This window comes from Serratia sp. PL7 (assembly GCF_945957435.1).
The window spans coordinates 1-19,198 of record NZ_CAMFLB010000029.1; the positions used below are offsets into that span (position 1 = coordinate 1).

14 protein-coding genes are annotated in these 19,198 nt (G+C 54.2%); 10 read left to right on the forward strand and 4 right to left on the reverse strand.

Features of this window, described 5'->3' with window-relative positions; genetic code table 11:
• Positions 1-171: 171 nt before the first annotated feature.
• From glyS to N6G83_RS46795, 4 genes are all read right to left on the reverse strand, one after another.
• A complete protein-coding gene (gene glyS / locus N6G83_RS46780; RefSeq protein ID WP_074030858.1) occupies positions 172-2,241 on the reverse strand; it encodes a glycine--tRNA ligase subunit beta in 2,070 nt (689 codons plus the stop codon).
• Positions 2,242-2,249: 8 nt separating this feature from the next.
• Positions 2,250-3,158, reverse strand: a complete 909-nt coding sequence (gene glyQ / locus N6G83_RS46785) for a glycine--tRNA ligase subunit alpha (protein WP_024483285.1) — start codon at positions 3,156-3,158, stop codon at positions 2,250-2,252.
• Between the two features lie 292 nt (positions 3,159-3,450).
• The gene (locus tag N6G83_RS46790; RefSeq protein ID WP_065683435.1) at positions 3,451-4,194 is read right to left on the reverse strand and encodes a helix-turn-helix transcriptional regulator; all 744 of its coding nucleotides are present in this window, start codon (positions 4,192-4,194) and stop codon (positions 3,451-3,453) included.
• An 812-nt stretch (positions 4,195-5,006) separates the two neighbouring features.
• Positions 5,007-6,995: an autotransporter outer membrane beta-barrel domain-containing protein gene (locus tag N6G83_RS46795; protein ID WP_211136413.1), complete on the reverse strand. Its 1,989-nt coding sequence runs from the start codon at positions 6,993-6,995 to the stop codon at positions 5,007-5,009.
• A 193-nt stretch (positions 6,996-7,188) separates the two neighbouring features.
• Here N6G83_RS46795 and N6G83_RS46800 point away from each other — a divergent pair, with 193 nt between their 5' ends.
• The 10 genes from N6G83_RS46800 (at position 7,189) to N6G83_RS46845 (ending at position 18,940) form a co-directional block, all read left to right on the forward strand.
• Positions 7,189-7,761, forward strand: coding sequence for a DNA-3-methyladenine glycosylase I (locus tag N6G83_RS46800; RefSeq protein WP_065683433.1), 573 nt, complete (start codon positions 7,189-7,191; stop codon positions 7,759-7,761).
• Positions 7,758-8,204, forward strand: coding sequence for an N-acetyltransferase (locus N6G83_RS46805; protein ID WP_024527336.1), 447 nt, complete (start codon positions 7,758-7,760; stop codon positions 8,202-8,204). The genes N6G83_RS46800 and N6G83_RS46805 overlap by 4 nt, the downstream gene beginning before the upstream one ends.
• Positions 8,205-8,280: 76 nt before the next feature.
• Entirely contained in the window at positions 8,281-9,012 is a 732-nt protein-coding gene (locus N6G83_RS46810; RefSeq protein ID WP_199063479.1) for a MurR/RpiR family transcriptional regulator, read from the forward strand.
• Between the two features lie 176 nt (positions 9,013-9,188).
• Positions 9,189-10,697: a PTS transporter subunit EIIC gene (locus N6G83_RS46815; RefSeq protein ID WP_211136412.1), complete on the forward strand. Its 1,509-nt coding sequence runs from the start codon at positions 9,189-9,191 to the stop codon at positions 10,695-10,697.
• A gap of 26 nt (positions 10,698-10,723) precedes the next feature.
• Positions 10,724-12,160: a 6-phospho-beta-glucosidase gene (locus tag N6G83_RS46820; protein WP_024527338.1), complete on the forward strand. Its 1,437-nt coding sequence runs from the start codon at positions 10,724-10,726 to the stop codon at positions 12,158-12,160.
• A gap of 279 nt (positions 12,161-12,439) precedes the next feature.
• Positions 12,440-13,099: an OmpA family lipoprotein gene (locus N6G83_RS46825; RefSeq protein WP_024527339.1), complete on the forward strand. Its 660-nt coding sequence runs from the start codon at positions 12,440-12,442 to the stop codon at positions 13,097-13,099.
• Between the two features lie 118 nt (positions 13,100-13,217).
• Positions 13,218-14,225: a LacI family DNA-binding transcriptional regulator gene (locus N6G83_RS46830; protein ID WP_211136411.1), complete on the forward strand. Its 1,008-nt coding sequence runs from the start codon at positions 13,218-13,220 to the stop codon at positions 14,223-14,225.
• 129 nt (positions 14,226-14,354) lie between these two features.
• Positions 14,355-16,481 carry an alpha-galactosidase gene (locus tag N6G83_RS46835; RefSeq protein ID WP_211136410.1) on the forward strand — a complete coding sequence of 709 codons (2,127 nt, stop codon included), beginning with the start codon at positions 14,355-14,357 and terminating at the stop codon, positions 16,479-16,481.
• An 82-nt stretch (positions 16,482-16,563) separates the two neighbouring features.
• Positions 16,564-17,835 (forward strand): MFS transporter, encoded by a 1,272-nt coding sequence (locus N6G83_RS46840; RefSeq protein ID WP_024527342.1) that lies wholly within the window; start codon positions 16,564-16,566, stop codon positions 17,833-17,835.
• Between the two features lie 70 nt (positions 17,836-17,905).
• The gene (locus tag N6G83_RS46845; RefSeq protein WP_024527343.1) at positions 17,906-18,940 is read left to right on the forward strand and encodes a LacI family DNA-binding transcriptional regulator; all 1,035 of its coding nucleotides are present in this window, start codon (positions 17,906-17,908) and stop codon (positions 18,938-18,940) included.
• Positions 18,941-19,198: the final 258 nt, after the last annotated feature.

Here is a 19,198-nt window from a genome sequence, read left to right on the forward strand (position 1 = left end):
TCTTTTATCAGATTCCATGCCGTCTGCCGCCCTCCGTGCGTCTAAAGAATAGATCAACTGCCAGCGATACGAAATGTGATTATGCGAGGTACTCAGAATAACCTATCGTTTCGCTGCCGCCATCAGAGATGAAAAAGCGCCCGCAGGCGCTTTTTCTTGGGCTTTACACCATTACTGCAGCACGGAGATATCCGCGACCTGCAGGAACAGCTCACGCAGCTTGCTCAGCAACGTCAGGCGGTTCACGCGCACCGCTTCATCTTCTGCCATCACCATCACGCTGTCGAAGAACGCATCCACGGTTTCACGCAGTGCGGCCAGTTCTACCAGCGCTTCCTGGTAGCGGCCTTCGGCGAAGAACGGTTGCAGCTTATCGCGCAGCACCACCAAGTGGGTTGCCAACTTCAGCTCGGCCGGTTCTTTCAATACCGAAGCGTGGACCTGGTCCAGCAGCGTATCGTTGGATTTGGCCAAGATATTGGAAACGCGCTTGTTGGCCGCCGCCAATGCCGCTGCTGCTTCCAACGTACGGAAATGCGTCACCGCTTTTACCCGCGCATCGAAGTCGGCTGGCTTGGTTGGACGACGTGCCAATACGGCCTGGATGGTATCCACCGCATGGCCTTCTTCCTGATACCAGGCGCGGAAACGGCCCAGCATAAAGTCGACAACCTCGTCCACCACCTTGGCGTTGGTCAGCTTGTCACCATACAGGCGGACAGCTTCTTCGGTCAGGGTTTGCAGATCCAGCGGCAGGTTTTTCTCAACGATAATACGCAGCACGCCCAGCGCAGCACGGCGCAGTGCGAACGGGTCTTTATCACCTTTTGGATGTTGCCCGATGCCGAAGATCCCGGCCAGGGTGTCCATCTTGTCGGCAATCGCCAACGAGCAGGCCACCAACGATTGCGGCAGTTCATCACCGGCAAAGCGTGGCTGGTACTGTTCGTTCAACGCCACTGCCACGTCTTCGGCTTCACCGTCGTGGCGCGCATAGTGCATGCCCATGACGCCTTGGGTGTCGGTGAATTCGAACACCATGTTGGTCATCAGATCGCACTTAGACAGTAGCCCCGCACGCGTAGCGTGGTTGACGTCAGCCCCGATCTGGCCGGCGATCCAGCCCGCCATGGCCTGAATACGGTCGGTCTTGGCGCGCAGGGTGCCCAGTTGCTGTTGGAACAGCACGGTTTCCAGACGCGGCAGGTTGTCTTCCAGACGTTGCTTGCGGTCGGTATTGAAGAAGAATTCAGCATCTGCCAGACGCGGGCGCACCACCTTCTCGTTACCGGAAATGATTTGCTGCGGATCTTTCGACTCGATATTGGCGACGAAGATAAAGTTTGGCAGCAGTTTGCCCGCGGCGTCATACACCGGGAAATACTTCTGATCGCCCTTCATGGTGTACACCAGCGCTTCCGCAGGCACCGCCAGGAATTTCTCTTCGAACTTGGCGGTCAGCACCACTGGCCATTCGACCAACGAGGTAACCTCTTCCAGCAGGCTCTCGCTCAGATCGGCTTTACCGCCAATCTGTTGTGCAGCCAACTCGGCATCGCGCTTGATCAACGCTTTACGAGTTTGATAATCCGCCACCACTTTGCCGCGCTCCAACAGGATCTGCGGGTATTGATCGGCGTTATCGATGGTGAATTCGGCTTCACCCATAAAGCGGTGGCCGCGAATAGTGCGTGCTGAGTCGATACCCAGCACGGTGCCAGGGATCAGTTCTGCCCCCAGCAGCATGGTCACGGTATGCACAGGGCGGACGAACTGGGTTTCTTTATCGCCCCAGCGCATCAGTTTCGGGATTGGCAGCTTGGACAGCGCGGTGCTCACCATACCGGCCAGCAGTTGCTGGGCAGATTGGCCTGGCACATGGGCGCGATACAGCAGCCATTCGCCTTTATCGGTCACCAGGCGCTCGGCCTGATCGACGGTAATACCACAGCCACGCGCCCAACCTTCGGCCGCTTTGCTCGGTTTGCCTTCGGCATCGAACGCCTGAGCAATGGCTGGACCACGTTTTTCAACTTCACGATCGGCCTGCGCAGCACTCAAATCCGTCACTTTCAACGCCAGGCGGCGCGGAGCGGCAAACCACTTTACTTCGCCATGTTCCAGGCCAGCGTTGTCCAGTTCAGCGGTAAAGTTGGCAGCAAAGGCTTCTGCCAGTGAGCGAAGAGCCTTCGGCGGCAGCTCTTCCGTGCCGATTTCCACCAGGAAAGTCTGTTGTGTCATAGCTGCCTCTACTTCTTGTTACACATTGGGAAGCCCAGCGCTTCGCGGGAAGCGTAGTAGGCCTCGGCAACGGCTTTGGTCAGCGTGCGAATACGCAGAATATAGCGCTGACGCTCGGTAACCGAGATCGCCTTGCGTGCATCCAACAGGTTGAAGGTATGAGCAGCCTTGAGGATACGTTCATAAGCCGGCAGCGGCAGCGGTTTCTCCAATGCCAGCAGCGTTTGCGCTTCCTTCTCATACTGCTCGAAGCAGGAGAACAGGAAATCGACATCGGCGTATTCGAAGTTATAGGTGGACTGCTCCACTTCGTTCTGATGGAACACGTCGCCGTAGGTGGTAACGCCCAACGGGCCGTTGCTCCACACCAAATCGTAGACGCTGTCCACGCCCTGGATGTACATCGCCAGGCGTTCCAGACCGTAGGTGATCTCACCGGTGACCGGTTTGCACTCCATACCGCCAACCTGCTGGAAATAGGTAAACTGCGTGACTTCCATGCCGTTTAACCACACTTCCCAACCCAGACCCCAGGCGCCGAGCGTCGGGTTTTCCCAGTTGTCTTCCACAAAGCGGATATCGTGGATGGTCGGATCCAGACCCAGTTCCTTCAAGGAACCCAGGTAGAGTTCCTGAATGTTTTCTGGCGATGGCTTAATCACCACCTGGAATTGGTAGTAATGCTGCAGGCGGTTCGGGTTTTCCCCGTAACGGCCGTCGGTTGGGCGGCGTGAAGGTTGCACATAGGCGGTGGCCATTGGCTCCGGGCCCAGTGCACGCAGGCAGGTCATCGGGTGGGATGTCCCCGCGCCAACTTCCATGTCCAGCGGTTGCACGATGGTGCAGCCCTGGCGCGCCCAATAGTCCTGTAGTGTCAGGATCAGACCCTGAAAGGTCTTGGTATCAAACTTTTGCATGTTGATTTCGCACGCGATACAAGTGGATTTAACAGAATGGGTCAGTATACCCGTTGACCGTAAGATATACAGCCAGAATCCCGCAGCAAGTGTCAATCTTCGTGAAAAAAGCGCGCTTCGCGGCCAGTTAGGAAGGGATCGGGTTGATAGCTGTTGCCTGAACGGGGTTGAGCCAGGCGATAGGCCCCAATTTAGGGTTGGCTTAAGCAACGGTGTGTAATACCGCAACACCACCCGACAATGATCATCGACACGTTCAAGCCGGAAGGCAACGTTGAGCTCTTGATCACTCTCATTCCCGATCGGAAAACACCGGCCTGATGAGCTTCAGTTCAACGCCAAGCCTGATGGCATGTTTGGCATTGGTAACGCCTAATTTTTTGACCACGTTGCCGATATGATATTTTACTGTGGTGAGCTTGATCCCCAAAATCAGCGCAATTTCCTGATAGGATTTTCCCATGCTTGCCCAGTAAATCACCTCATTCTCGCGCTTGGAGAGCAGCTCTTTTTGGTTGATTTGGTCATAATCGCTGGTGTTATTCAGTTCGTGATAAAGTGCGATTAATTTATCATGCACGGTGATCAACAGCATTTGCAGTTTATGTTGGTTCTCTTTGAGAATCTCTTCTATATTTTCGTCACAGGAATCATCCATAATAAGAGACAGCACCACCAGATTATTGTTGTGATCGTGCAACACAAACGTATAGCCATTGATGACATTATAGTTCTTGGCCATATCAAAAATATTGGGGTATTTTGCCCCGGAGCTGATCGTAATACTTTCATCCCAGAAGAAAGGGGTCACTCTGCGGGATGTGGCAATCAATACCGGATCGATGAACTGGTAGTTATTTGCGGTATAAAACTCAAACCATTCTGTTTTGTTGGAAATAATGGCGAAGTCGGCAGGATTTATTTTGCTCATGATCGCATAAGCGTACTTTATGCTGTTATACTCTTGTAAGTTCACTTCCAAATAGCTCTTTATGACTGAGTTAATAAATTCATTATTAAAGAATAAACTCGGCACGCAAAGTCTCCTTATTGAAATTCCCGTTACAAATTTCAGAGCACAGCATAGAAGTAATATTTTATCATAAAAAAAACAGAAAACTAATAGTAAGTAAAAAAATTCCGTGAGCTTTTAAGCAATAACACCGTGAAGATTTTAATGCTTGATATATTTAATGAAATCACTGTTCTTTTTTAACCACACTCACCCCAAGACATCAAAACCTGATTTTTTCGCTGCGTTAATAACGAGTTTGCGACAGTTTGCGTGATAAACGTTTAGTTGCTGAAGTGTTTTAAATTGGGTGTTTTTTTGCCAAAAATGTTAACATTCAGCAAAAAACACTACGTCATATCTGATAATAACTGACTTTCTGATTATCGACACCGGGTTAAAGCTAAAAAACTAATGATAGGGGCTGAAATTGATACGTTTTTTATATATTTAAGGCACGCAAAAGCCTCCCACTCGTTGATTAGCGAGCGAGAGAACAATTGACAGACAACCTGTTATTTATAATAATGACAACAAAATTTCCCTGGTGTTGGCCGAATTGGCTCCTGATCCTTTAAACGGGATCAGTTTTTTTTATTTAAATCTTTTGTTCTTATGGCGTAACGATAAAGTCTTTTAGGAACAAATGATAGTTATACTAAAGTACAGTCAGACACTGTACTTTTTCGGTGAAGTGCTTGGGCAAGGCGATGGCTAACAGGGCTGACAGCCCCTGATATCAGGCACTGTCCCGTAATAATGGTAAGCACAGCTCCCTCCTATTCTTCCCAGCACCAAACCGTCTGGCACCGGGCAATTAAGTTTAAAGCCATTCTTCAAAAACGCGCACTGACCCCCACGTTGTACATAAATTGCTCACCACTGCTCAAGCCGCTGGTTTGCGAAACCGTCGCAAACGCCGCCACCCGATCGCTCAACGGCATATTCGCCCCCAAGGTGATATCCATCCAGTTTTTATCCTGGCTGGCGCTGTCGCGGGTGAATGAGGTCTGGGTCGATTTCAATCCACCGCCTGCCCGGTAAACGCCATCACCAAACTGGTGCTGATAGCTCACCTCCGCATACGGATTAACTATCCCGAGCTGGCTATCCAATCGCCATCCTACAGCGCCGATCTGCGAATGATAGGTCTGATCGTTGAAACGCATGGCCGTACTGTCGTCGCCATTCTCGCTATAACCGGAGACGTTGCTGTAATCCCAGGCAAACTGGGCCATCGGCCCGGTGGTGAGGTACGAAGCGATCGGGAAGTCATACCCCGCCGTAACGCGTGCGCCCCACTGCTTACCATCGGTATCGCCGGTTTCTGTTCGGGTTAGCGAACCCAACTGCATACTGCGGTTAATGTCGTCGTAATTCACGCTGGCATAGTGCAAATCGGCATTAACCCATCCTTGCTCAAATAGCGTCAGGGAGCTGAAGGCCGACAGCAGCACACCGCGCGCCTTATAATCGTAACGGCTGGAAGGTTGCTGATTGTCGTTGGAACCCGAGATTAGCGCACCTATCAGCCACTCATCCGTCAGTTGGTAATCCACGCCCAGCGTTAGGTTATGCGTGGTGGCGTCGCCATCCCCGGCAACTGTATTGGCAGAATAATCGTAACGTTGCCCGGCATAGCCGCCGAACACGCCCAACGACCCCTGCGGATTGCTGCTGGTGCGTAACTGCTGAAGACGGCTGTCCAAGGTAGCACGGCTATCACGCGCGAAAGCGGCGGTTGCCTGGTTGAGAGCCACCGCCTGCGCCGGGCCATCCAATACCGCCTGAATATAATCGGCGATCAGTTGATGAGCCTGCGGGCTGGGGTGGAAATGGTCGGCAAACAGATAAGCCTGCTCGCTGTTAAAACCTGGCATGGACGAACTGCATACCGCCGAAGAAACTCCCGCTGGGCAGGCCATACCGGCAGTGTTGGTAAAACCAAACTGGCCCGGGTTGGCGATCGCCTCGCTGAACAGTTTGTTGACATCAACGCGCACGATATTACCGCCGCCCTGAGCCAGCAGGCGATCTTCGCTCTGGTTATAAAAATCGGTAAGCTGGGCCGCCTGGGCGCTGAAACTGTCAAAAGCCGCGCTCAATTGGGCAGCAATGGCCTGCTGCACCAGAGGATTGCTGCTGGCCTGCTGTGCAGCGGCACCTAAAGCCTGATGGATCGCCTGCTGGCGCGAAGCGTTATCCGGCGTGGCGAGAGTATTAAGCTTGCCATACGCCGCCAGTATGGCCGCACCCTGCACTGGCCCCAGCGCCTGCTGAATAATCAGTTCCATCAGTTGCGGGGTTGAGCCGATATTCGGTACCGTTGGCACTATTACCGTCCCGGCACCGGCGTTCAGTAAAGCGTGCACCTGCGTCGCCGCAGCCAAGGCGCTAGTGAAGGCCACCTCCGGTGCGGTTGCCACATTCATCGCCGCAGCGGCCAGATCGTTGCCGCCAATCCAATGAATATACAAACCGTCGCCGTCGGCCCTGCCGTTAACCCGCGCAAGGTAGCTTTGTAGCTGATCCTCGGTGTTGTCCGCCGGGTTTAGCGCCGGTACGGCAACACCACCACCGGCAGCATAGTTGTAGCCACCGTTATCGGACGCCACCAGCGCAGCACCGATACGCTGGCCCAGTATTTCGTCATATAGCTGATGTTGGTTACTGTCATAAGTGAAGCGGCCGTTATTGCCGGTATCACTCAGGCTGTCACCAAACACGTAAAGTTGATCGTAAGCCTGTGCCGTAGCACTGAGGCAAAAAGCTAACGCCACGGCAAGCACAGTTGGGGTGTGCTTGCCCTGTCTTTTCAGAGGCATAAATAGACTCCTAGTCATAGATAGAGGAAATCCTGTTCTTATCGTTGGCAGTTATCACCATAGCCGTGTAGTAAATATTGCGGGGATTCACATAACGTCAAGTTAACTGACGATAAATCGTGCAAAGGGTTGCCAAGCGGGCGGCTTACGGCGATGATTACCTGTAAATAATTACAGCATAAGGAATCCTCGTATGGCCAACGAACGTTGCGGTTGGGTTACCGCCGATCCGCTATATCTTGAGTATCATGACCAGGAATGGGGCGTACCCACCACCGACGCACGCGAGCTGTTCGAAATGCTGTGCCTGGAAGGCCAGCAGGCGGGTCTTTCCTGGATCACCGTGCTGAAAAAGCGTGAAAACTACCGCCGTGCCTTCCACAATTTCGATCCGCAGCGCATTGCAGCCATGACCGAACAAGACGTGGCAACGCTGATGCAAGACAGCGGCATTATCCGCCATCGCGGCAAGATCGAGGCCATTATCAATAATGCCAAAGCCTATCTGGCGATGGAGGCCGCCGGAGAAGATTTTGTCACCTTTATCTGGCAGTTCGTCACCGGCAAGCCGCTGCTCAATCACTGGCAGGCGCTTGGCGAAGTCCCCGCCAAAACCGAACAGTCCGATGCCCTGTCCAAGGCGCTGAAAAAGCGCGGCTTTAAGTTTATCGGCTCAACCACCTGCTATGCCTTTATGCAGGCCAGCGGCCTGGTGAACGATCATCTTACGGGGTGCTTCTGCCACCCAAAGCAGCGCCAGGCATGATCCGTACCGCCGTTCCGGCCGATATCGAGCCGCTGATGACGCTGTGGCTGGCAAGCACCACCCAGGCCCATCCGTTTATCGCGGCCGATTATTGGCAGCAAACTGCCCAGTTGGTGCGTGAAAGCTATCTGCCGCGTGCCAAAACCTGGGTTTATCTGCACCACCAGCAGATCGCCGGTTTTATCAGCGTGCTGGATGAACGCTTTGTGGGCGCGCTGTTTGTCGATGAGCGCTTCCACGGCCAAGGCGTCGGAGCCGCGCTGATGGAGCAAGTACAGCAACAGCACGGCTGGCTAAGCCTGGAGGTATACGAGCAGAATCTGCGGGCCTGCGCCTTTTACCGCAAGCTTGGGTTCAGTGAAGTACAACGCCAGTTCAATCAGGAGACCCAGGCCCATACGCTGATCATGAACTGGGCCACCGCGGAACTGCGCCATCCCTGAAGAAGCCGCGGGCGGGCTTTGTCATCCCTGCCCGCTTCTGGTACTTTGGCAGCCAACCTTGTCAACGAGATCCAGCATGTTTACCCATATCGCCTTATCCAAGCTCAACGGTCTTGAATTGATGGTGTACAACTACGTCATCAAAAATAAGGACAAGGTTATGTATATGACCATTCGCGAACTGGCGGACGGTGCCAAGGTCTCCACCACCACGGTATTACGCTTTTGTAAGAAAATGAATTTCAGCGGCTATTCGGAATTCCGCATTCGCTTTAAACTCTATCTGGAACAGGAAGACAAGCTGCTGCTAACCTCCGGTGTCAGTGAAATTGTCAGCTTCTTCAAAAGTATTAACAATGAAGAGTTTGAGCAGTTAATTACGGATGCGGCAGCACACATTGCCAACGCGGAACGGATCATCTTTGTCGGAGCAGGAACATCCGGCACGTTAGGTAAGTACGGCGCTCGCTTTTTCTCTAACGTTGGTAAATTCAGTAATTATATCGATGACCCTTATTATCCCATCAGCAGCGATATGTATAAAAATGCGGTGGCCATTATTTTATCGGTTTCTGGAGAAACGCCGGAAATTCTTAAACTGGCCAGCCAATTTAGCCTGCATAACTGTAAAATCGTCAGCATTACCAATAGCGAAACCTCTTCACTGGCGCGCATGGCGGACTTTAATCTCTCTTACCACATGCCGCAAATCCGCATTGCCAGCGAATATGATATCACTACTCAAGTACCTGTAATGTATATATTGGAAGCGATAGGCAAAAAGCTGGCAAAAAGTCTCGGCCATTAATTTTATTAGCTAAATCACGCTAAATAACACCCTGTTTTTTGCATGTGACAAATCACTATTTCGCCATTTTGTTATATCGTGACATTCCCTTGCTGTTTGCTACTATCCCTTTAGAAATCACCTTAGAGCGACAATAAAGTCCGATATTTCTGTACACCACAGATGGAGTTACGTTGATGGCAATTAATTATGCTGACTCGGCAAAAGAGATCGTACGCCTGATTGGCGGCGATAATAATGTGATTAATGTCACACATTGTGCCACACGTTTGCGATTTATTTTAAAAGACAGTAGCCAGGCCGATAAAGACACGCTGAAACGCGTCAAAGGCGTTATTACCGTTATCGAATCCAGTGGTCAATTGCAGGTGGTGATCGGCAACCACGTCGGCGATGCCTATCGGGAAGTGCTCAAGCTGGTCAATATGGATGAGAACGTGGCGGTCAGCGCGCCGAACGTCGGCATCGTCAGCCGCCTGATGGACATTATCTCCAGCATCTTCGCCCCCTTCCTGTATCCGCTGGCAGCCTGCGGGGTATTGCAGGGGCTCATCTCGCTGTTTGCTGCCTTAGGCTGGATGGATCCGGCCAGTGGCACCTATCGTATTCTGAACTTCGTTTCCTGGACCGGCTTCACCTTCCTGCCAGTGATGGTAGCCTTCACCGCCGCGAAAAAATTCAACGTCAATCCGTTCACCGCGGTGATCGCGGCCTGTGCGCTGGTCTCTCCAGACTATATGAACATGCTCACTGCCAATAAAATTCTGTTGGTGAACTCTGCCGATCCGGCCATGCAGGCCTTGATGCAGGAAGCCGTCAATAACCCACAGATTGCCAGGGTGCTGGCCGAGGTGGCCGGTATCCCGATTAACGCCGGTCCCCTCACCTTCCTGGGCATGCCGGTGCAGTATCTCAGCTACACCGCCTCGGTGATCCCGATCATCCTGATGGTCTGGATCATGTCTTATGTACAGCGTTTCTTTGAACGCATCCTGCCGCTGGTGATCCGCAACCTGTTCACGCCGATGTTCTGTATCGCGATCATGGTGCCGCTGACGCTGCTGGCCTTTGGCCCGATCGGTAACATGATTGGCGGGGCCATCGGCGGCGTCTATAACACGCTGTATCACCTCAGCCCTTCCATTGCCGGAGCGGTAGTCGGCGCACTGTGGATGCCGTTGGTAACGCTGGGCGTACACTGGGGGATCACGCCGGTCACCGTGGGAAACTATGCCACGCTGGGCTATGACACCTTTACCGGCCTGCAGGCCTCGCCGGTGTTTGCCATGGCGGGTGCCGTGCTGGGCGTCTATTTGAAATCCAAAGACCCGGAGATGAAGCGCGTTTCGCTGTCTGCAGGCATGACCGCGCTGTTTGGCATCACGGAACCCGCCATCTACGGCGTAGCGTTGCGTCTGAAACGCCCAATGATTTGCGGCTGTGTCGCCGGCGCGGTCGGTGGTTCCATTGCCGGAGCCTTCAACGCGGTGTCATGGAGTTATTGCCTGCCGGGGATTGCCGTGCTGCCGGTGTTCTTTAAAGAAGGCCATATGCCGCAGTTCCTTGGCTTCCTGCTGTCCATCTGCGTGGCGTTTGTGCTGGGTGCCGTACTAACCTATATCGTCGGCTTCAAAGAGGAACAGCCTGCGCCAACGGCACCGCTCAACAAGCCTGAAATGGCCTAAATTCATCTACCAAGAGAACCAACGTTATGAAAAAACAGTTACCGGATGATTTCCTGTGGGGCGGCGCGGTAGCGGCGCACCAGGTTGAAGGCGGCTGGGATCAGGGCGGTAAAGGCCCAAGCATCGTCGATGTACTGTCCAGCGGTGCCCACGGCGTCGATCGCGTGATCACCGACGGCATTGAACCTGGTTACCTCTACGCCAACCACGACGCGGTGGACTTCTATCACCGTTATAAAGGCGATATCGCGCTGTTTGCCGAAATGGGCTTCAAGTGCTTCCGCACCTCTATTGCCTGGTCGCGCATCTTCCCGCAAGGGGATGAGCTGGAGCCGAACGAGGAAGGATTACAGTTCTACGACAACCTGTTTGACGAGTTGCTGAAATACGGCATTGAGCCGGTGATCACCCTTTCCCATTTCGAGATGCCATGGCATCTGGTGAAAGAGTATGGCGGCTGGAAGAATCGCAAGGTGGTCGATTTCTTTGTGCGCTTTAGCGAAGTGGTCATCTCCCGTTACCAGCACAAAGTGAAGTACTGGATGACTTTCAACGAGATCAACAACCAGCGCAACTGGAAGACCCCGCTGTTCGGCTACTGCTGTTCAGGGGTGATTTTCACCCAGGAACCGAACCCGGAAGAGTGCATGTACCAGGTGCTGCACCATCAGTTTGTCGCCAGCGCACAGGTGGTCAAACTGGGGCATGCCATCAACCCGGCATTGCAGATTGGCTGCATGATCGCCATGGTACCGCTGTATCCGTTCTCCTGTAATCCGGACGATGTGATGTATGCGCAAGAGGCGATGCGTGAACGCTTCCTGTTTGGCGATGTGCATATGCGCGGCTATTACCCGTCCTACATTCTGCACGAATGGGAGCGCAAGGGTTACCACATCCAGATGCAGCCGGAAGATGAGCAGATCCTGCGTGAAGGCTGTGCGGACTATATCGGCCTGAGCTACTACATGAGTAACGCGGTGCAGGCGGACTCCATCGGCACGGGCACGGCGCTGGCCGGTTTTGAAGGCAGCGTGCCGAACCCTTATGTGAAAGCGTCCGACTGGGGCTGGCAGATCGATCCGGTGGGGCTGCGCTATACGCTCAACATCCTCTATGAACGCTACCAGAAGCCGCTGTTTATCGTCGAGAACGGCTTCGGTGCGCTGGATAAGCCCGAGGCCGATGGCCAGATCCACGACGATTACCGCATCGCCTATCTCCGCTCGCATATCGAGCAGATGAAAAAAGCGGTGATAGACGACGGCGTTGAGCTGATGGGCTTTACTCCCTGGGGCTGCATCGACTGTGTGTCCTTCACCACCGGGCAATACAGTAAGCGCTACGGTTTTATCTACGTGGATAAGCACGACGACGGCAGCGGCAGCTTTGCCCGCTCGAAGAAACAGAGCTTCGACTGGTATCGCCGCGTGATCGCCAGCAATGGCGAAACGTTGGCTTAACCGCATCTCATCGGGGCGAAACTCTTCGCCCCTTTGTCCTAAAGATCAACCCTTCCTGCATTAATTCAGTTTGTTCTGGTTCCCAAGCGGCGATTTGGCGGCTACCTTCCTGCCTGGCTTACAGGTTTATAATTTGTCACGATTTTTATCGGAACTGCTGGCCAAAAGGTACGTCATAGTTGCGCGGCCCGTTTGGGGCTCGCGGCTGAATGCCGATGATTTAGCGCCTCCAGTTTGGAGTAGCGCACGCAGATATCCCTGCTTTTAAAGGAACTAACAATGAAAAAACGCATTGCGATAATTGCTGGTGCAGTAGCCGTTGCCATGACGCTATCGGCTTGTACCACCAACCCTTACACCGGGGAGTCAGAAGCCGGCAAGTCCGGTATTGGCGCTGGCGTTGGCGCAGCCCTGGGTGCCGGTATCGGCATGATCTCTTCATCCAAAAAAGACCGGGGTAAAGGCGCGCTGATCGGCGCCGCAGCCGGTGCCGCATTGGGCGGCGGAGCCGGATACTACATGGACGTGCAGGAAGCCAAACTGCGCGACAAAATGAAAGGCACCGGCGTTAGCGTTACCCGTCAGGGCGATAATATCGTGCTGAATATGCCAAACAACGTGACCTTCGATACCGACAGCAGCACGCTGAAACCGGCGGGTGCCAACACCCTGACCGGCGTAGCGATGGTGCTGAAAGAGTATGAAAAAACCGCCGTCAACGTGGTGGGTTACACCGACAGCACTGGGGCTCGCGCGCACAATATGACGCTGTCCCAACAACGTGCAGACGGTGTGGCCAGCGCGCTGATCACCCAAGGGGTCGCCGCCAACCGCATCCGTTCAATCGGTGCCGGCCCGGATAACCCGATTGCCTCCAACAGCACCACCGCAGGCAAGGCGCAAAACCGCCGCGTTGAGATCACCCTCAGCCCGCTGTAAGCACACAGTGCGGGGCCTTTGCCCCGCCAGTTCGCATTTCCTGCCCTCGCCTCTCCCGCCAATTCCTCTGCCTGTGTTACTCTCGCCCGGCATCCCAATACCTTCTGTAGAGTGAAATATGTCCCTGAAAGCGATTGCCAAAGCATTGGATCTCTCCGTTACCACCGTGAGTCGCGCCCTGAATGGCTACGGCGACGTCGCCCAAGATACGCGCCAACGGGTAGAGGCTGAGGCAGAGCGTTTGGGTTATCGCCCCAATACCCTGGCACGCCGTTTGAAAATGGGCAAAATCGACGCCGTTGGGTTGGTTTTCCCGTTCAATAACTACACGTTAAGTAACTCTACCTTGATGGAAATGATCGGTTGTATCAGCAACGAGTTGGTACGCCACGAGATCGATCTGCTGTTGGTGGCAGATGATGCGCCCCATCATGCCTTTACTCGCCTGATTGCCAGCAAACGTGTTGATGCGTTGATTGTTGCCCATACGCTAGACAACGATCCGCGTCTGCAGGAATTACAGCGGCTTAACTTCCCCTTTCTGGCACTGGGCCGCAGCCAGCTGGAGAAAGATTACGCCTGGTTTGATTTTGATAACCGCGCTGGCAGCCTGATGGCCGTGGACTATCTGGTGGCGCTTGGCCACCGGAAAATTGCCTATCTGGGCGAAAATAACCAGCAGTCGTTTATCAGCCAGCGCCGCCAAGGGTATCTGGATGGATTGGCCAGCCACCAACTGCAACAACGTGACGATTATCTGTGCAGTATCACGCCAAGCCGTCGCGCGGGTTATCTGACCACCCAAGCGTTATTGGCGTTGGCCGATCCGCCGACGGCAATCATTACCGACGGCAACGGTCACGGCGAGGGGGCAGCAATGGCGCTACGTGATGCCAATAAACTCGGCCCCGGAGGGGTTTCTCTGGTGGTGTATGACGGATTACCAGCGGAAAGCCTGCTCGACCTGCCTGTAGCCGCCATAGTCCAAGCCACCCGCGCGGAAGTCGGCCAACAAATCGCGCAAATGACCCTTGGCCTGATCCGTGGTGAACCGCTGCAAAAATTACAAGTACTGTGGCAACCGGTGCTAAAACCCAACCCGGACGAACTCCCCTTGACCTCCTGATCGTTTAAAACAACGCCGTTTTTTGCCCGACCAGATCACAGATCCGAAACGTTTAGGTTTTAATCCGAAACGTTTCGGATCAATGATGACGCCACTGAGTTGAGCCAAAGATCGTAAAGGAGTCAAAAGATGGAACCCACCATTGTGCGGTTAACCAGCCCCACGACCGACGTCATTGTTCGTTGCCAGCCGTTTGCCGAAATTCTCTATTGGGGCCCCCATTTAAGCGGGTTTATGCCGGAGGATGTCTTGACGCTGGGCCGGGCGGTGCCAAACGGCAGGCTGGATGTAGATACGCCTCTGACGCTAGCGGCAGAATCTGGACGCGGTCTGTTTGGCTCGCCGGGAGTGGAAGGCCATCGTGACGGCTACGATTGGTCACCCGTGTTCACTACCAGCGAAATCACGCATCAGGACAATCAGTTGCTGATCCTGGCAGAAGACCCACAGGCAGGGCTGCAACTACGCAGCGAACTGCAATTGGACAGCGCTAGCGGCGTGCTAAAAATGCGCCATACGTTGATCAATCACCATGCTGCTCGTTACTGGGTTAACCGCTTGGCGTTGACACTGCCATTGCCAGAGCATGCTGGTGAAGTGATGGCGTTCCATGGCCGCTGGATCCGCGAGTTCCAACCGCACCGCGTCACCCTTGAGCATGGCGGGTACCTGCAGGAAAACCGCCGAGGTCGCAGCTCTCATGAATACTTCCCCGGCATGATGGTAGGTAGCCGTGGCTTCAGCGAGCAACAGGGGGAAGTCTGGGGTATCCATCTAGGCTGGAGCGGCAACCATCGTCTGCGCGCCGATGTGAAAACCGATGGCCGCCGCCTGTTGCAGGCAGAGGCCCTGTACCTGCCAGGCGAGCAGGAGTTGGAAGGCGGAGCCAGCCTAAGCACACCCTGGCTGTATGCTGCCAGCTCTCGCACTGGTCTGAATGCTCTTAGCCAGCAGTTTCACCGTTATGTCCGCCAGAATATTCTGCGCTTCCCCGACCACAGGCCGCGCCCCGTGCATCTCAATACCTGGGAGGGCATCTATTTCGACCACCAGCCCGAGTACATCATGCAGATGGCCACCAAGTCGGCCGAACTGGGTGTAGAACGCTTTATCATTGATGACGGCTGGTTCCGTGGACGCGACCACGATCGTGCCGCACTTGGCGACTGGTACCTGGACGAGAAAAAATACCCGAACGGGCTGGCTCCGGTGATCGAGCATGTTAAACAACTAGGCATGGAATTCGGTATCTGGGTGGAGCCAGAGATGATCAATCCAGATTCCGATCTGTTCCGGGCTCACCCCGACTGGGTGTTAGGTTTACCGGGCTATCAGCAACCTACCGGGCGTTTTCAGTACGTGCTCGATCTGTGCAACCCACAGGTCTTCGAATACCTGCTGGAACGCATGAACTGGCTACTGAGCAATCATGATATCGACTACATCAAGTGGGACATGAACCGCGAGATAGTACAACCCGCTCACCTTGGCCGCGCCTCGCTGACAGCCCAGACCGAGCAATTCTATCGCTTGCTGGATAGCTTGAGGGAACGCTTCCCGCAGGTGGAATTCGAATCCTGCGCCTCCGGTGGGGGCCGTATTGATTTTGAGGTCCTGCAACGCTGCCACCGCTTCTGGACCTCCGACAACAACGACGCGCTGGAACGCCAAACTATTCAACGCGGCATGAGCTATTTCTTCCCCCCGGAAGTGATGGGCTCACACATCGGCAACCGACGGTGTCACGCCACCGAACGTCAGCACAGCATCGGTTTTCGCGGCCTGACGGCGTTGTTCGGTCACATGGGTATAGAACTTGACCCGGTTAAAGAAGGCGACACAGAACAGCTTGGTTTCGTCCGCTATGTGGCGTTGCACAAATCTCTCCGGCCATTGCTACATAGCGGCGATGTTATCCGTATCGATCATCACGACCCAAGCACCCAGATTAATGGCGTGGTTGCCCCAGGACAGGAGCGAGCTGTCATTTTGGTCAGCCAGTTGACGATGCCAAATCACCAACTGCCGGGTAATTTGCGCATTCCAGGGTTGAGGCCGGATGCTCGTTATCGCATCACCCTGCTGGATACCCCGCCGCTTATTCACCAGCAGCAGGGCGGCCATACCATGCGCCAGTTGCCCGCCTGGATGAAACAGCCCTGCGACGTTAGCGGGGAATGGCTGGCACAGGTTGGCCTGGCATTACCGGTACTGGATCCGGAAAGCGCCATGCTGATCGGCCTGGAACAGCTCTGAGTTATCCCATAGATTTGCAGGTGCAGCGCTCACCACAGCGAGCCGCTGCACACCCAAAGCTCGTCGTGGAAGGACAATCACCATGAACGCCACCGTCTGTACCTATAAAAATAACCGTAATTTCTGGATATTTGGCGCTTTCTTTTTCCTCTACTTTTTCATTATGGCCACCTGCTTTCCGTTTCTGCCGATCTGGCTGTCGGAAGTCATCGGGCTGAATAAAACCGAAACTGGCCTGGTATTTTCCTGTCTGTCTCTGTTTGCCATTCTATTTCAACCCATTTTCGGCATTATTTCCGATAAGCTCGGGCTGAAAAAACATCTGCTTTGGGTGATTACCCTGTTGCTGTTTTTCTTTGCTCCCTTCTTCCTCTACGTCTTTGCACCGTTGTTGAAAATGAACGTCTTGCTCGGAGCCATGGTGGGCGGGGCCTATATCGGATTTGCTTTCTCAGGGGGGGCTGGAGCCGTTGAGGCTTATATCGAACGAGTCAGCCGCAAAAGTGCCTTCGAATACGGCAAGGCGCGGATGTTTGGCTGTTTCGGCTGGGGGATCTGTGCGTCTACCGCCGGAGTGTTATTCAACATCAATCCGGATATCGTCTTCTGGATGGGATCTGGAGCGGCAGTGCTACTGATGCTACTCCTGATACTGGCCAACCCGCGCGAAAATCCTAACGCCATTGTCATGGGCAAGCTGGGGGCCAATCAGAGCCAGTTCAATCTGAGGATGGTGGCAGAGCTGTTCAGGATGCCGAAGATGTGGATGTTCATCCTGTATGTGGTCGGGGTAGCCTGCGTCTATGACGTGTTCGATCAACAGTTTGCCAACTTCTTTAAAACCTTCTTCAGTTCTCCCCAGCGCGGTACCGAGGTCTTCGGCTATGCGACCACCGCCGGAGAGTTGGCCAATGCGCTGATCATGTTCTGTTCGCCGTGGATTATTAACCGCATCGGGGCGAAAAATACTCTGCTGCTGGCCGGTACCATCATGTCGATACGCATTATTGGCTCCGCCTTTGCCACAACCGCACTGGAAGTCATCATGCTGAAAATGCTGCACGCGCTGGAAGTGCCTTTCCTGCTGGTCGGTTCCTTCAAGTACATCACCGCCAACTTTGATACCCGCCTTTCCGCCACGATCTATCTGATTGGTTTCCAGTTTGCCAAACAGGGGGCCGCCATCTTCCTTTCTGCCTTTGCAGGTAGCCTGTATGACCGTATGGGGTTCGCCGAAACTTACTTGGTCCTCGGCAGCCTTGCCTTGGGTGTCACGCTGATTTCTGTCTTCACCCTCAGCAGCCCCGACAAGAAAATCCAGCCGCAGGCCAAAGCGCAGGAGGCCACCTCCTGACATGGGTCATTCCCGGCTTTAGGCTTGGTGTGTTAGTCTCCTTGGCATTGAACCGCAGGGGAGATTGGCTGTGAGCAGTGATAAAGCAACGCGTGCCTCAGGGCGCGCCACCATCAGTGATGTGGCAAAACACGCCCAAACCGGCAAAACCAGCGTGTCGCGCTATCTCAATGGTGAACAGCACCTGCTCTCCGACGCCCTCAAGCAACGTATCGATATTGCGATCCAGCAGCTCGACTATCGCCCAAGCCAGATGGCACGTAGCCTGAAGGGCGGACAAACGCGGCTGATCGGTCTGATCATCGCCGATATCACCAATCCCTATTCCGTCGACGTGATGCGCGGCATCGAAGCAGCCTGCCGCCAGCATGGCTTTACCCTGCTGGTCTGTAACACCAATAACGAGATCAATCAGGAACAGCATTACCTCCAGTTGCTGAGCAGCTACCGGGTGGAAGGGATTGTGGTGAACGCCGTCGGGATGCGTGAAGACGCGCTCTCCATGCTGCAACAGTCGATGCTGCCGATGGTGCTGATCGACCGTAAAATCCCCGACTTTGCCTGCGATGTGGTGGGTTTGAATAACCACGAGGCCACCGCCACCGCAACGGAACACCTGCTGCAACAGGGTTTCGAGGCTATCCTGTTCCTCAGTGAGCCGATTGGCACCGTGAATACCCGGCTTGAGCGTCTGCACGCTTTTCGCCAGACGATGGCCCAACATCCCGATTTGTCCGCTGAGCAGGCCGAAACTCCGCTAAACGACGCCGAAAAGCTGGCAACGGTATTACAGACCTTCAACACCCGCCATCGCGGGATGCGCAAAGCGGTGATCTCGGCCAACGGTGCCTTAACGCTGCAAGTTGCGCGCGCTATGCGCCACCTGGGCATGCAGTGGGGCAACGATATTGGCCTGCTGGGATTTGACGAACTGGATTGGGCCGAACTGGCCGGGGTGGGGATCACCACCCTGAAACAGCCCACCTACCAGATAGGGCATGCCGCGCTGGAACTGCTGGTGCAGCGTATTCAGGGTCTCAATGCTCCCGTTAGCGAGCAGCTATTCTCCGGTGAGCTGATCGTTCGTGGCTCCACCCTGCGTTGACCCCTCACCCTAACCCTCTCCGTTAGTGAGAGGGGACCGATCGAGTTCGTTGATTGCTTTGCGTAACACCTTGTCTTTGTTGTTTTTCCTACCTACTTTCCGAAACTGCACGAACTCACCACTTACTCTGGCAGCGCCACACAGGGGACCGTTCGAGTTAGCCTGAAAGTACGGTGACCCATCATGTGCATTCGTTGACTCTCCTTGGATAAATGGAAGCTCAAGCCTTGCTGAGATTATCTTCGTTCTTCCAACAGA